Here is a 14,271-nt window from a genome sequence, read left to right as displayed (position 1 = left end):
TCGAGACTATGCTTGAAATCAGAAACCTTCATGCCCGCATCGCCGAGGACGGCACCGAGATTATCCGTGGCCTGAACCTGACGGTGAAGGCCGGCGAAGTTGCCGCCATCATGGGGCCGAACGGCTCCGGCAAGTCGACGCTCTCCTATGTGCTCTCCGGCCGCAGCGATTACGAAGTCACCGAGGGCGACATTCTCTATAATGGCGAGAGCATCCTCGAGCTCGATCCGGCCGAGCGTGCGGCCAAGGGCATCTTCCTCGCCTTCCAATATCCGGTCGAAATCCCCGGTGTTGCCACCATGCAGTTCCTGAAAGTGGCGATGAACGAGCAGCGCAAGGCGCGCGGCGAAGACGAGTTGACGACGCCGGATTTCATGCGCCGGGTCAAGGATGCTGCCGGCAAGTTGCAGATCAATACCGAGATGCTGAAGCGGCCGCTGAATGTCGGCTTTTCCGGCGGCGAGAAGAAGCGCGCCGAAATCCTGCAGATGGCGCTGCTCGAACCGAAGCTCTGCGTGCTTGACGAAACCGATTCCGGCCTCGACATCGATGCGCTGAAGATCGTCGCCGACGGCGTCAATGCGCTGCGTTCGCCGGACCGCGCGGTTGTGGTCATCACCCATTACCAGCGCCTGCTCGACTATATCGTGCCGGATACCGTCCACGTGCTCTACAAGGGCCAGGTGATCAAGTCGGGTGACAAGACGCTGGCGCATGAGCTGGAAGCCAACGGCTATGCCGACATCATCGGCACGGCAGCCTGAGTTCGGGTGGAAAGGACGACGTCCATGAACATGCAGACGACGAGCCGCCTGACTGCGGCCGAGACGGCGTTGATCGAGGCCTTCAACCAGCAGATCGGCGAACTGCCGGGCAATGGTGCGGTGACGGCCCTGCGCGACCGGCTTCTCGACGACCTGAAGAAGGCCGGCCTGCCGACGCGCCGCATCGAAGCCTGGCATTATACCGACCTCAAGAATCTGCTGCGCACCGTTCCGCCGCAGGCAGGCGATGCCGGCTCGGAGGCGTTGGAGCCGCTCGTTGCTGATGCCACGGTGCTGGCGGTGATCCAGGGCCATTCCAACCAGAAGGCTACGGCCGACGGTCTTGGCGTTTCGGCCTATTTTGAACGTCTGCTTGACGGCTCTGCCGCAGGCGGGCTCGATGCGCTCGGCAGCGACGACGCCGTCGGCCGGATCAATGGCAGCTTCGTGCGCGACGGCTATGTCATCGACGTGCCTGCCGATGCCGAGCTTGAAAACCCCCTTGAAATCCAGTTCATCCATGCGGGTGGGCAGGCACATACGCGTCTTCCCGTGGCCTTCGGCGCCGGTGTCAAGGCGACCGTCATCGAGCGTCACCTCACGGTGACCGGTGATGCGGCCCTCGTGTCCCACGTCAGCGACATCACGGTCGGCGAAGGCACGGAACTGACGTGGATCATCCTGCAGCAGCAGGGGCCCGACGATACGCATCTCGGGCAGATCCGCATTGATCTCGGCGCTGACGCCAAGCTCCGGCTTTTCGTCATCAATGCCGGCGGCAGGCTGGTGCGCCAGGAGCTTAACATCAAGGTGACGGGCGAGGGCGCCGATCTGACGTTGCGCGGCATCAACCTGCTCGGTGGCGACAGCCATACCGACGTGACGATGGTGCTCGGCCACGACGTGCCGAACACCGGCTCGACCGAAGTGATCCGCAACGTCGTCTTCGACCGCGCCAAGGGCGTCTTCCAGGGCATGATCCGGGTCGCGCCCGATGCGCAGAAGACCGATGCCAAGATGGCCTGCAACACGTTGCTGATGTCCGACGATGCCGAATTCTCGGTCAAGCCCGAGCTCGAAATCTTCGCCGACGACGTGCAGTGCGGCCACGGCGCGACGGTGACCGATATCGACGCCAATCATCTCTATTACATGATGGCGCGCGGCATTCCGGAGAACAAGGCGCGGGCGATGCTCGTCAACGCCTTCGTCGCCGAGATCGTCGAGGAACTGGAAGACGAAGCCCTTGTCGAGGCGCTGGAAGGCGTGATTTCGGCCTGGCTCGAAAAGCACGCCTGATCGGATATATCAATGGACAAGATAGCCCCGGCCACCCAATACGACGTCGAAGCCATTCGTCGGGATTTTCCGATCCTTGCGGAGAAGGTGCACGGCAAGCCGCTGGTCTATCTCGACAACGGTGCCTCGGCGCAGAAGCCGCAGGTGGTAATCGACGCCATCTCGCATGCCTATAGCCATGAATATGCCAATGTGCATCGCGGCCTGCACTATCTCTCGAATGCGGCCACGGACGCCTATGAGGCAGCGCGCGAAAAGGTGCGCCGCTTCCTTAATGCGCCTTCGGTCAACGACATCGTTTTCACCAAGAATTCGACGGAAGCGATCAACACCGTCGCCTATGGCTGGGGCATGCCTAGGATTGGCGAAGGCGACGAGATCGTCCTGACGATCATGGAGCACCATTCCAATATCGTGCCCTGGCACTTCATCCGCGAGCGGCAGGGCGCCAAGCTTGTCTGGGTGCCCGTCGACGACGAGGGCGCTTTCCATATCGAAGATTTCGAGAAAAGCCTGACGGAGCGCACCAAGCTCGTCGCCATCACCCATATGTCGAATGCACTCGGCACCATCGTTCCCGTCAAGGAAGTCTGCCGGATCGCGCATGAGCGCGGCATCCCGGTGCTGATCGACGGCAGCCAGGGCGCCGTGCATCTGCCGGTCGATGTGCAGGATATCGATTGCGACTGGTACGTCATGACCGGTCACAAGCTCTACGGCCCGTCCGGCATCGGCGTGCTCTACGGCAAGAAGGAGCGGCTTTTCGAGATGCGGCCGTTCCAGGGCGGCGGCGAGATGATCTTCGAAGTTGCCGAGGATATGGTGACCTATAACGACCCGCCGCATCGTTTTGAGGCCGGCACGCCGCCGATCGTGCAGGCGATCGGGCTCGGTTATGCGCTCGACTATATGGAGAAGATCGGACGCGAGGCGATTTCGCGCCACGAGGCGGATCTTTCTGCCTATGCGGTCGAGCGGCTGAAATCGGTCAATTCGCTGCGGGTCTTCGGGACGGCGCCCGACAAGGGGAGTATCTTCTCCTTCGAGCTTGCCGGCATCCATGCCCATGACGTCTCGATGGTGATCGACCGGCAGGGTGTTGCGGTCAGGGCCGGCACGCATTGCGCCATGCCGCTCTTGAAACGCTTCGGCGTCACATCCACATGCCGTGCATCCTTCGGCATGTACAATACCCGCGCCGAGGTCGATGCCCTGGCCGATGCGCTTGAATATGCGCGCAAGTTCTTTGCTTGAGGAGTGTCCGTGATGAGCCTGGACGAAAGCGAACAGAAGATCGACGTGCGCGAAGGCATCGTGCATTCCAGCATTCCGGCCGATGAGCTGGCGCGGCTGAGCGACGACGTCATCAGCGCGCTGAAGACCGTCTACGATCCGGAAATTCCAGCCGACATCTTCGAACTTGGTCTGATCTACAAGATCGACATCGAGGACGACCGGATGGTGAAGATCATGATGACGCTGACCGCCCCGGGCTGCCCGGTTGCCGGCGAGATGCCCGGCTGGGTCGAAAACGCCGTCGGCGCCGTCGAAGGCGTATCAGGCGTCGAGGTGGCCATGACCTTCGATCCGCCGTGGACGCCGGATCGCATGTCCGAAGAGGCGCAAGTCGCCGTCGGCTGGTACTGAGATCCCGCGGTATTGATCCGTTTACCTCAGGGTACTACATTTGAGTCACGATGCGCCGGATCTTGACCCCGGTTGCGGAAGGAGAATGAGCCGATGGGCTTTGCAATCATGAGCATGACGGACGGGGCTGCGGCCCGCGTCAAAGCGATCGTCGAGAATTCTGGGCCTGATGCCAAGGGCGTGCGCGTCGGCATCAAGAAGGGCGGCTGCGCCGGGATGGAATATACCATCGACCTGGTGACCGAGCCCAATGCCAAGGACGATCTGATCGAGCGCGATGGTGCCAAAGTCTGGGTCGAGCCGTCGGCAGCCCTCTATCTGCTCGGCACCGAAATGGGCTTTGAGACGACGACGTTGCGCTCCGGCTTCACCTTCACCAATCCGAACCAGACGTCGGCCTGCGGCTGCGGCGAATCCGTCGAGCTGAAGCCTGCCGATCTCGCGGCCCTTGCCGCACAGCGCCAGGGTGAGCCGGCGCATTCCTGATAGCCGCGACTTTCAGGCTGGCGGGAAATTCTCAGGCAGCCAATTCTCGATGAAATTCGGGCGTGCTCAGTCGCGCTTGATGCTCATCAGCATTTCCCACATGTCAGCGCCGGTCTCGAAGACCACGGCGTTCGCCTTGTAGCTCTGCTCGGCTTCGGTCAGATCGGTCAGTTCAGTGGCCGGATCGACATCGGATGCCGTCGGGTCGACGAGGGCCTGGACGCCGCCTGATACAACGGAGGTGAGGCTGGTGTTCAGCCTTGTATAGCCCGGGGTGCTGCTGTTTGCGATGTTGTTGGCAATGGCGCCGACACGTGTGGTCTGCGCCCGCATTCCCGAAAGAGCAATGCTCGTAATACCCGATATGCTCATCAGCCGTTTCCCCACAACTGGATGGTAACCTTCTAGCTGCGAGGGTTTAGGAAATGCTGAAGGCTTTGCGTTAGCAAAAGCCTTAGGTCAGGGCCTTGTGCCGTCGCCTCTGTTCAGGATCGGCACGGGACTATATCCAGGATAGGCGGCAGTGGAGCGCCTTTGCGACGATTTTCAAGTTCGATATGGTCCATGGCTATTCTCCTTGGCTGGAATGAACGGATTTCGGAATGGGGCGATCTGGTTGCGCGGCTGTCAGTTTTGCGTTCCTGTTCGCTGGCCTTGAAAGAATCGTCGAGCAGGTTTGAAATGCAGGACATTCAATGCTGGTGTAGCTGGGCCTATACTTCTGTCTAGGTTTCAACGGGCATGACGAGGTTGGGACAGGATCAACAAGATCATCCCCAATACCTATGTATAGTTTCGTCGCCTGCTATCGGGACGGTAAGGTCTGGGTGTCTCTCGGAAGTGACTTCCATGTGGAGACCGGCACCGCGAATGTGCCGATAGACATCGGCATGTCCCCTCCCGCGCCGAAGTCTCGTGGATCCGATGATCCGCCAGGACCGCTCCGCCCCCTCGGAGCGGTCCGATCTTTTTTAAGAGGATGTCCGCGCCATCTATCGCATGGCATCCCTTTGCATTGATAATAGGCGCTGACCCTCGGCGGATTTGTGGAGCAGGTGATGACCAAGAAGCGGCCGAAAGGCATCGAGAAATACACGGCCCCCGCCGGCGGCTGGGGTGCACTCAAAGCCGTTGCCGAAACCCTTGCGCGCCAGCAGGTCATTGCGCAGGGGGCTGCGACGCTGCTGAAAGCCAATCAGCCCGAGGGCTTCGATTGTCCGGGCTGCGCTTGGCCCGATCCCAAACATACGAGTTCGTTCGAGTTCTGTGAAAATGGCGCCAAGGCGATCACCTGGGAATCCACGGCGAAACGTGCCGGGCCCGACTTTTTCGCGGCGCATACGGTCGCCGAACTGTGGCAATGGAACGACCATCAGCTGGAAGACCAGGGCCGCCTGACACACCCGCTGGTCTATGATCACGCCAGCGACCGTTACCTGCCGATCGGCTGGGAGGAAGCCTTCACGCTGATCGGCGCGGAACTGCGCAAACTGCCCGATCCTGACATGGCTGAATTCTACACATCGGGACGCGCCTCGAACGAGGCTGCATTCCTGTTCCAGCTTTTCGTCAGGGCCTACGGCACCAACAATTTTCCCGACTGCTCGAACATGTGCCATGAGGCAACCAGCGTCGGCCTGCCACACTCGATCGGGGTCGGGAAGGGCACGGTGACCCTCGAAGATTTCGATCATGCCGATGCGATCTTCAGCTTCGGCCACAATCCTGGCACCAACCATCCGCGGATGATGACCACTCTGCATGATGCCGCGAGGCGCGGCGTCCCGATCGTGGTCTTCAATCCCCTGAAAGAACGCGCACTCGAGAAATTTGCGGCACCGCAGAACCCGGTGGAAATGGCGACGATGTCTTCGACGCCGATCGCATCGGCTTATCATCAGTTGCGCACCGGCGGGGATCTCGCTGCCCTCAAGGGTCTGATGAAGCGGATATTCGAGCGCGACGATGCCGATATCGCGGCAGGCGGCAAAGGCTTTCTCGACCGGGAATTCATCGAAGCCCACACGATCGGACTGGAGGCTGTAAAGGCCGATATTGCAAAGACGGAATGGGCGTCGATCCTGAAGAGATCAGGATTGACGCTCGAAGCGCTCGATAGCGCCGTTGATGTCTATCTCAACGCCCGCAATGTCATCCTCTGCTATGGCATGGGCATCACCCAGCACAGCCACGGCACTGCCAATGTCCAGCAGCTTGCCAATTTCCTGATGTTGCGGGGAAATATCGGCCGCCGGGGTGCTGGTATCTGCCCGCTGCGGGGGCATTCGAACGTTCAAGGTGACCGGACCGTCGGGATCACCGAGATCCCCAACAAGGCGCTTCTCGATGGTATGGAGAAGGCCTTCAGTTTCCGCCCGCCCGAGGAGAAAGGCCATAATGCCATCGAGGCCATCGAGGCGATCATCGAAGGCCGGTCGAAGGCGCTTATCTGTCTCGGCGGCAATCTCGCCGTCGCCATATCCGATCCGGAAGCGACGTTCGAAGGTATGCGCAAGCTCGACCTTGCGGTCCATCTCGCGACAAAACCCAATCGCTCGCATCTGCTGATCGCCCGAAACTCCATCATCCTTCCTGTCCTCGGTCGTACCGATCAAGACATTCAGAAGACGGGACCACAATCGGTGACCGTCGAGGATTCCATGTCGATGGTGCACGCCTCACGCGGCTTTCTGAAGCCGCCCGGCGACGAACTAAGGTCCGAACCGGCCATTATCGCCGGCATCGCCAAGGCAACGCTCGGCGCCAAATACGATATCGATTGGGACGGGATGGTCGCTGACTACGACCGCATTCGGGAAAAGATCGAGGTGGTCTTTCCCGATTTCCATGATTTCAACACAAGGGTCAGGAAACCCGGCGGCTTCCGGCTGACGGTGGCCGCCTCCGATCGGCAATGGCGCACGCCCTCAGGAAAAGCGCAGTTCCTCATCGCGCCCGGACTGGAGGAAGATCCGCGCCTTGCAGACGCAGACACAATGGTTCTGACAACGCTGCGCAGTCACGACCAGTACAACACGACAATCTACAGCCTTGACGACCGCTATCGAGGTGTCTTCGGCCGCCGTGACGTGATCTTCATGAACAGCGGGGATCTCTCCGCACGCGGCCTCGCCGACGGCGACAAGGTCGATATCGAGTCGGTCGCTGAAACCGGCAGCAGGGCGGTCAAAGGCTTCACCGCAGTGGCCTACGACATCCCTGTTGGCTCCATCGCCGGATATTATCCCGAGATGAACAGGGTCATCGCGCTTGGTGATTACGACCGGAGATCGGGAACGCCTGCCTACAAGGGCGTGCCGGTGAAGGTGCAGAAGTCCGCGTGAGGTCAGGCAAGCGGCCTAGCGGGCTCGGCTACCGCGACGCCACCCAGTCGTGCCAGTCGCTTTCGTTGCCGTTGAACACGTTGAGGTCGATCTTGCCGTCGACGCCATCGGAAAGGCCGGAGCCGGAATACTGCCAGAAGAGCCACTTGCGGCCGGGATAAACCTTGGAGGGATGAGCGGCGACCGAGCGCAGCCAGAAGGGATAGTCGAGCAGTTGACCCTTCAAATTGTCGCGGTAGAAGTCCGGCGCCGTGTAGATGATCGGGCGTTGGCCGTAATAGCGCTCCAGCTTGTCCATGAAGACCTGCATCTTTTCCCGGACACGTGCAGGCGAGATGCGCCTCTTGCAGCTCGATTCGCCGTTCCATTCGACGTCGATGACGGGTGGAAGAGCGTTGGCTTCCTTCGGCACGTTGCGGATGAACCAGTCGGCCTGTTCGCCGGCTGTCCGGCACCAGTAGAAGAAGTGATAGGCGCCGTGTTTCAGGCCGGCTTCCTTGGCCCGGCGCCAGTTCTTCTTGAACATCGGATCGAGGTGATCGCCGCCGTCGGTGGCCTTGATGTAGACGAAGTTCGCGCCTTGCCGCCGCAAGGTCTCCCAATCGATCTCGCCCTGCCAGCGCGACACGTCGACACCGTGGACGGCTAGCTTTCTCGGCGAGGTGGAGCCGAAGTTGATCGGCTTGGCATCGCGGAACCGGTGGCCGTAAATTTGCCCGCGTGTCGGCGACCTCGTGCCGACATCGGGCATTGTATTGTCGGCGGGATTGGTCGGCATCAGCAGGGCGACCGGCTTTTCCGTCGGCATCGGCATGCCGACCGGCCTGTCTGCGGGCACGAGCGCCTGCGGCTCTGGAACCTCTCCTGTCCAGCTCAACGCCTGCTGCGGCGGGCTTGCCTGGGGCGCAGGATCGCCCACGGCGGCTGCCGGTATCGGGCCACTCGGCTGGGTGATGGCGTTGGTCGTTTCCCGCGACGGTACGGGGGTGAGCACATCTTCGGCGCCAGAATTTGCGGCGCATCCCGACAGGATCAAGGCGGCGAGGAGGATTGCTGGCACAGCCGATGGACGCATAAGAACCTGCACGCAAAACAAGGGACCGACGATGATCCATGTTGATGGAAGCCACTTTATGAATTGCTAACAGAGACTTGCTAAGAAAGGTTAAATTTGATCCTTTGGCCCAAAAGGCATGCAGCCCTTCCCAACCTGTGGAAGGGGCTTTGCCTAACACTGCCACTTAGCCGCCTCGGCGTCGCTTTCCACCAGCGGGCAGCTGCAGATCAGGTTGCGGTCGCCTTAGACATTGTCGACGCGGTTGACCGGCGACCAGTATTTGTCGACGCGGAAGGCGTCGGGCGAGAAGCAGGCCTGTTCGCGGCTATGGGGGCGATCCCAATCGCCGACGAGGTTCTTCCAGCTTGTGCGCGGAGATCCTCCATGTCGATGTTGCCATTCTTGCGCAGCTCCATCTGAGACGGCCGTGCCGGATGGTACGACAGCCTCAGCGACTGGCTTTCATGCCCGCTATCAGAATATCGATGAGTTGCCTTGCCGCATCCCGCCAGGCGGGGCCACAGCTGATGCTCGCGCCGCCCGCCAGGGCGCGCAGGATATCGAGCGGGTCCATCGCCAGACGGATTTCTCCGGTGGCGACTGCGCGATCCACCAGCAGATTGACGGCACCTATGATCAAATCGGCAGAATCGGCATAGAGCTCGGAGGTGCCGCCGACCAAAGAATCCAGCACCTCGGACATGCCGTGTTTCGTCACGACATAATCCACGAACTGCACCAGCCATAGGCGAAGCGCTTCGACAGGCGGATGTGTATCGGCAAGACTTTTGGCGGCAGCGGCAAGCTGCGTCGTCTCGTTGCGGTAGATGGCGGAAACCAGTGCATCGCGCGTCGGGAAATGGCGATAGAGTGTGCCGATGCCGACGCCCGCGATGCGGGCGATTTCCTCCAGGCTGGCGCTGGAACCCTTGTCGGCAAAGACGGTCTTTGCCGTTTCCATCAGCAGAAGACGATTGCGTTCGGCATCCGCACGCGGCTTTCGGACGGTGGGTCCGTCACTTTTTTCAGCCATTTCCGAGAAGTCCCCTTGATAACCGGAGGCACCCTCCATATTTATCTGGAGGCATCCTCCTTTTATTTCATTTGAGGCCGGCGGGCAATGGTCCACCAGCCCGGAGCGGTGCGTCCATAATCAAGGAGATAATCATGAGTGGACTTTTTGGCGCGACATCAACCACCGATGAGGTGCTCGCCGGCGTCGATCTCAAGGGCAAGCGCGTTCTGGTGACGGGTGTTTCGGCCGGCCTCGGCGTGGAAACCGCGCGCGTGCTGGCAGCCCATGGAGCGCAGGTGGTGGGTACGGCACGTGACCTTGCAAAGGCGAGGGCGGCAACGGAAGTCGTGCGCGCCGGTGCGGCCAATGGCGGCAGCCTGGATATCGTCGATCTTGATCTTGCCTCTCTGGCAAGCGTGCGCGCCTGCGCCGATGCGCTCATTGGGGATGGCCGGCCCTTCGATGTCGTCATTGCCAATGCCGGCGTGATGGCGGCTCCTTTCGGCCGCACCGCCGATGGCTTCGAAACGCAGTTCGGCACCAACCATCTCGGTCATTTCGTGCTGGTCAACCGCATCGCGCCGCTGGTCAAATCGGGCGGCCGAGTGGTGATCGTCGCATCCTCGGCCCATCGCATGGCGCCCTTTAGCCTCGACGACCTCAATTTCGAGAGCAAGACCTATGAGCCCTGGGCGGCCTATGCCCAGTCGAAAACCGCAAATATCCTGTTCGCAGTGGAACTCGACCGGCGCCTCAAGGAGCGCGGCATCCGTGCAACGGCACTGCATCCCGGCGGCATCCAGACCGAACTCGACCGTCATCTCGACCCTAATATGATTGAAGGCATGATAACGCAGATCAACGCAGCACTCGCCGCCGAGGGCAAGCCGTCCTTCCAGTGGAAGACGATTCCTCAGGGTGCGGCTACCTCCGTCTGGGCAGGTTTCGTCGCCCCGGCAGACGCGGTCGGCGGCAAATATTGCGAGAATTGCCACATCTCCGAAGTGACGGATGCGGAGATCAGCCCGATTTCCGAAGGCGTGCGCACCTACGCGCTCGATCCCGAGACGGCCAGGGCATTGTGGGCCAAAAGCGAGGATATGGTCGGCGAGCGCTTCTAGGCCGTAAACCGGCACGCTTCGAGCTGATAGAGAGCAGGGGAACTGGGAAACTGGTGCCCCTGCCGAGGAGTTGAACCTGGATCAGCGGCTAACCAGACAGCTGCTCTGACGTTGAGCTACGCAGGGCGTAGCATGTTATTCCAGAGATGACGTTCGCAGGCGAACGGAGCTTCGAGAGACGGTTAGAGGCGAAGGTTAACCGCGCATCTCTATCAGAATTAGAAAAGCCCCTCCCATGATGGAAGGGGCTCGGATTGTTCGGCCCTTCGCTACAGCATCGGGCTTGACCGCTATTCCGCTGCCTCTGCGTAACTTTCCACCGGCGGGCAGGTGCAGATCAAGTTGCGGTCGCCATAGACGTTGTCGACGCGGTTGACCGGTGACCAGTATTTGTCGACGCGGAAGGCGCCGGGCGGGAAGCAGGCCTGTTCTCGGCTGTAAGGACGATCCCATTCGCCGACGAGGTCTTCCACCGTGTGCGGGGCGTTCTTCAGCGGGTTGTTCACCTTGTCCATGCGGCCATCCTCGATGGCGCGGGCTTCCTCGCGGATCGCCAGCATCGCCTCGCAGAAGCGGTCGAGTTCGGCCTTGGTCTCGCTTTCCGTCGGCTCGATCATCAGCGTGCCGGCGACCGGCCAGCTCATGGTCGGCGCGTGGAAGCCGCAGTCGATCAGGCGCTTGGCGACGTCGTCGACCGTAACGCCCGAGCTGTCGACCAGCGGACGGGTGTCGATGATGCATTCATGCGCGACGCGGCCGGCAGCCGACTTGTAGAGCACGTCGTAGGCGCCCTTCAGCCGGGTGGCGATATAGTTGGCGTTGAGGATCGCCACCTTGGTCGCCTGCGTCAGGCCTTCGCCGCCCATCATCAGGCAATAGCTCCAGGAGATCGGCAGGATCGAGGCGGAGCCGAAGGCAGCGGCCGAGACCGCACCCGAACGGCCGTCGGTTTCGGGATGGCCAGGCAGGTAGGGAGCCAGATGCGCCTTGACACCGATGGGGCCCATGCCGGGTCCGCCGCCGCCATGCGGGATGCAGAAGGTCTTGTGCAGGTTGAGATGCGAAACGTCGGAGCCGATGTCACCGGGGCGGGACAGACCGACCATGGCATTCATGTTGGCGCCGTCGAGATAGACCTGGCCGCCGTGCTCGTGCACCAGATCGCAAATCTCCTTGACGGTCTCCTCGAAGACGCCATGCGTCGAAGGGTAGGTGATCATGCAGCAGGAGAGGTTTGCCGCATGCTGCTCCGCCTTGGCGCGGAAATCGTCAAGATCGATATCGCCATTTTCGCGCACCTTGACGACCACGACCTTCATGCCGACCATCTGGGCCGAGGCCGGGTTGGTGCCATGCGCAGAGGTCGGGATCAGGCAGACGTCCCGATGGCCGTCGCCATTGGCGATATGATAGTTGCGGATCGTCAGCAGGCCGGCATATTCGCCCTGCGCGCCGGAATTCGGCTGCATGGAGAAGGCGTCGTAGCCGGTGACGGCGCAGAGCTTTTCGATCAGGTCGTCGATCATCTCGCGGTAGCCGAGCGCCTGGTCGGCCGGCACGAAGGGATGGATGTCGGAAAACTCCGGCCAGGTGATCGGCAGCATTTCCGCCGTCGCATTGAGCTTCATCGTGCAGGAGCCGAGCGGGATCATCGAGCGGTCGAGCGCCAGATCCCGATCGGAGAGCCGGCGGATGTAACGCGTCATCTCGCTTTCGGCACGGTTCATGTGGAAGATCGGATGGGTGAGGTAATCGCTGGTCCTGAGCAGGCCCTTCGGCAGGCGGTAGGAGGGCTCGAAATCGGCGATCGTGAAATTGCCGCCGAAGGCCCGCCAAACGGCTTCGAGCGTCGCCGGCCGGGTGCGTTCGTCAAGGCTCATGCCGATCCCGGTTTCGCCGACCTTGCGCAGATTGACGCCTTCGGCGACGGCGGCACGCAGGATGAGGCCCTGCATGTGGCCGACATCGACGGTAATCGTGTCGAAGAAGGTGTCGGGTTCGACCTTGTAACCGAGCTTTTCCAGGCCCTTGGCCATCAGCACGGCCTTCTGGTGCACCTGCTGGGCGATCGCCTTGATGCCCTTCGGGCCGTGGAAGACGGCGTACATCGAGGCCATGACGGCAAGCAATACCTGGGCGGTGCAGATGTTCGACGTCGCCTTCTCGCGGCGGATATGCTGTTCGCGAGTCTGCAGCGACAGGCGATAGGCGCGGTTGCCGCGGGCATCGACGGAGACGCCGACGAGGCGGCCGGGCATGGAACGCTTGATGGCATCCTTGACTGACATGTAGGCTGCATGCGGGCCGCCGTAACCAACCGGGACACCGAAGCGCTGCGAGGAGCCGACGGCGATATCGGCACCCATTTCGCCGGGCGATTTCAACAGCGTCAGCGCCAGGATATCGGCGGCGACGATTGATATGGCGCCCGCCTGGTGCAGGCGCGAGATCAGGCCGGTAAAATCATGCACGTGACCGTGCGTGCCGGGATACTGGAAGATCGCGCCGAAGACATCGACAGGATCGAGATCGGTGAAGGGATTGCCGACGATGACGCTCCAGCCGAGCGGCTCGGCGCGGGTGCGGATGAGGGCGATGGTCTGCGGATGGCAGTCGGCATCGACGAAGAAGGCTTTTGCCTTCGACTTGGCGACACGCTCGGCGATCGCCATGCCTTCGGCGGCGGCGGTTGCCTCGTCGAGCAGCGAGGCGTTGGCGACGTCGAGGCCGGTGAGGTCGCAGATCATCGTCTGGTAGTTCAGGAGTGCTTCCAGGCGGCCCTGGCTGATCTCCGGCTGGTAAGGCGTATAGGCGGTGTACCAGGCCGGGTTTTCCAGGATGTTGCGCTGGATGACCGGCGGTGTGATCGTGCCGTAATAACCCTGGCCGATCAGCGAGACCAGCACCTTGTTCTTGTTGGCGGTCTCGCGCAGCTTGTCGAGCGCCTCGCGCTCGGTCATCGGCGCGCCCCAGACGAGCGGCGCCTTCTGGCGGATCGAGGGCGGCAGCGTCGCGTCGATCAGGCCGTCGAGGCTGTTGTAGCCGATCACCTTCAGCATGTCGGTCATCTCGGCCGGCGAGGGGCCGATATGACGGCGATTGGCGAAATCGTAGGGTTGATAGTCGGTGAACTGGAATTCTGTCGGCGTCGTCATTACGCAGTGAGCTCCTTGTAGGCCGCTTCGTCGAGCAGACCATCGGCGTCGGCAGCATTTGCAAGCTTCAGCTTGAAGAACCAGCCAGCGCCCTGAGGATCGGAATTGACCAGCGACGGATCTGCAACGATGGCCGGATTGACCTCGGTAATCTCGCCGTCAAGCGGACAATAGACGTCGGAAGCAGCCTTGACCGATTCAACGGTCGCGGCATTGCCGTTCTTGGAGAAGGTTGCGCCGACTTCCGGGAGTTCGACGAAAACCAGGTCGCCGAGCTGATCGACGGCATAAGTGGTGATGCCGACCGTCGCAACGCCGCCTTCGATCTTCAGCCATTCGTGTTCTTCGGTAAATTTCAGCATTGTTCGTCCTCTCTGGAAAAG

General features: G+C 61.3%; 12 protein-coding genes and 1 pseudogene. 7 read left to right on the top strand and 6 right to left on the bottom strand.

Annotated elements, in window-relative coordinates; all coding sequences use genetic code 11:
• Positions 1–8 precede the first annotated feature (8 nt).
• The 5 genes from sufC (at position 9) to sufA (ending at position 4,196) form a co-directional block, all read left to right on the top strand.
• On the top strand, positions 9–764 hold the full coding sequence (sufC, locus tag AB8B31_RS10740) for a Fe-S cluster assembly ATPase SufC (RefSeq protein WP_018445225.1): 756 nt from the start codon (positions 9–11) through the stop codon (positions 762–764).
• 24 nt (positions 765–788) lie between these two features.
• Positions 789–2,063 (top strand): Fe-S cluster assembly protein SufD, encoded by a 1,275-nt coding sequence (gene sufD / locus AB8B31_RS10735; protein ID WP_028733776.1) that lies wholly within the window; start codon positions 789–791, stop codon positions 2,061–2,063.
• A gap of 12 nt (positions 2,064–2,075) precedes the next feature.
• Positions 2,076–3,317: a cysteine desulfurase gene (locus AB8B31_RS10730; protein ID WP_028733775.1), complete on the top strand. Its 1,242-nt coding sequence runs from the start codon at positions 2,076–2,078 to the stop codon at positions 3,315–3,317.
• 12 nt (positions 3,318–3,329) lie between these two features.
• On the top strand, positions 3,330–3,710 hold the full coding sequence (locus AB8B31_RS10725; protein ID WP_003559708.1) for an SUF system Fe-S cluster assembly protein: 381 nt from the start codon (positions 3,330–3,332) through the stop codon (positions 3,708–3,710).
• Positions 3,711–3,803: 93 nt separating this feature from the next.
• A complete protein-coding gene (sufA, locus tag AB8B31_RS10720) occupies positions 3,804–4,196 on the top strand; it encodes a Fe-S cluster assembly scaffold SufA (protein ID WP_018072227.1) in 393 nt (130 codons plus the stop codon).
• 66 nt (positions 4,197–4,262) lie between these two features.
• On the opposite strand, the gene AB8B31_RS10715 is transcribed toward sufA, so the two are convergent.
• Complete coding sequence (locus AB8B31_RS10715) at positions 4,263–4,568, bottom strand: flagellar basal body rod protein FlgC (RefSeq protein WP_028733774.1); 306 nt, start codon at positions 4,566–4,568, stop codon at positions 4,263–4,265.
• A 686-nt stretch (positions 4,569–5,254) separates the two neighbouring features.
• Here AB8B31_RS10715 and AB8B31_RS10710 point away from each other — a divergent pair.
• The gene (locus tag AB8B31_RS10710) at positions 5,255–7,540 is read left to right on the top strand and encodes an FdhF/YdeP family oxidoreductase (protein WP_028733773.1); all 2,286 of its coding nucleotides are present in this window, start codon (positions 5,255–5,257) and stop codon (positions 7,538–7,540) included.
• 28 nt (positions 7,541–7,568) lie between these two features.
• Here AB8B31_RS10710 and AB8B31_RS10705 read toward each other — a convergent pair whose 3' ends face one another.
• From AB8B31_RS10705 to AB8B31_RS10695, 3 genes and pseudogenes are all read right to left on the bottom strand, one after another.
• Positions 7,569–8,615 (bottom strand): glycoside hydrolase family 25 protein, encoded by a 1,047-nt coding sequence (locus AB8B31_RS10705; RefSeq protein ID WP_028733772.1) that lies wholly within the window; start codon positions 8,613–8,615, stop codon positions 7,569–7,571.
• Between the two features lie 153 nt (positions 8,616–8,768).
• Positions 8,769–8,957: pseudogene (locus AB8B31_RS10700) on the bottom strand (hypothetical protein); the annotation flags it as partial.
• 88 nt (positions 8,958–9,045) lie between these two features.
• Entirely contained in the window at positions 9,046–9,669 is a 624-nt protein-coding gene (locus tag AB8B31_RS10695) for a TetR/AcrR family transcriptional regulator (RefSeq protein ID WP_018242160.1), read from the bottom strand.
• A gap of 95 nt (positions 9,670–9,764) precedes the next feature.
• Between AB8B31_RS10695 and AB8B31_RS10690 the strand changes: the two genes are divergently transcribed.
• Positions 9,765–10,733, top strand: coding sequence for an SDR family NAD(P)-dependent oxidoreductase (locus AB8B31_RS10690; protein WP_028733770.1), 969 nt, complete (start codon positions 9,765–9,767; stop codon positions 10,731–10,733).
• Between the two features lie 290 nt (positions 10,734–11,023).
• On the opposite strand, the gene gcvP is transcribed toward AB8B31_RS10690, so the two are convergent.
• Together gcvP and gcvH are read right to left on the bottom strand one after the other, a co-directional pair.
• Positions 11,024–13,888: an aminomethyl-transferring glycine dehydrogenase gene (gene gcvP / locus AB8B31_RS10685; RefSeq protein ID WP_028733769.1), complete on the bottom strand. Its 2,865-nt coding sequence runs from the start codon at positions 13,886–13,888 to the stop codon at positions 11,024–11,026.
• The gene (gene gcvH / locus AB8B31_RS10680; protein WP_017994172.1) at positions 13,888–14,250 is read right to left on the bottom strand and encodes a glycine cleavage system protein GcvH; all 363 of its coding nucleotides are present in this window, start codon (positions 14,248–14,250) and stop codon (positions 13,888–13,890) included. The genes gcvP and gcvH overlap by 1 nt, the downstream gene beginning before the upstream one ends.
• Between the last annotated feature and the right edge of the window lie 21 nt (positions 14,251–14,271).

Origin of the sequence: Rhizobium sp. 62_C5_N11_2 (genome assembly GCF_051811185.1) — a bacterium.
Lineage (GTDB): Bacteria > Pseudomonadota > Alphaproteobacteria > Rhizobiales > Rhizobiaceae > Rhizobium > Rhizobium leguminosarum.
Note: the sequence above shows the minus strand (reverse complement) of the source record. Positions and strands in the feature narration are given on the sequence as shown.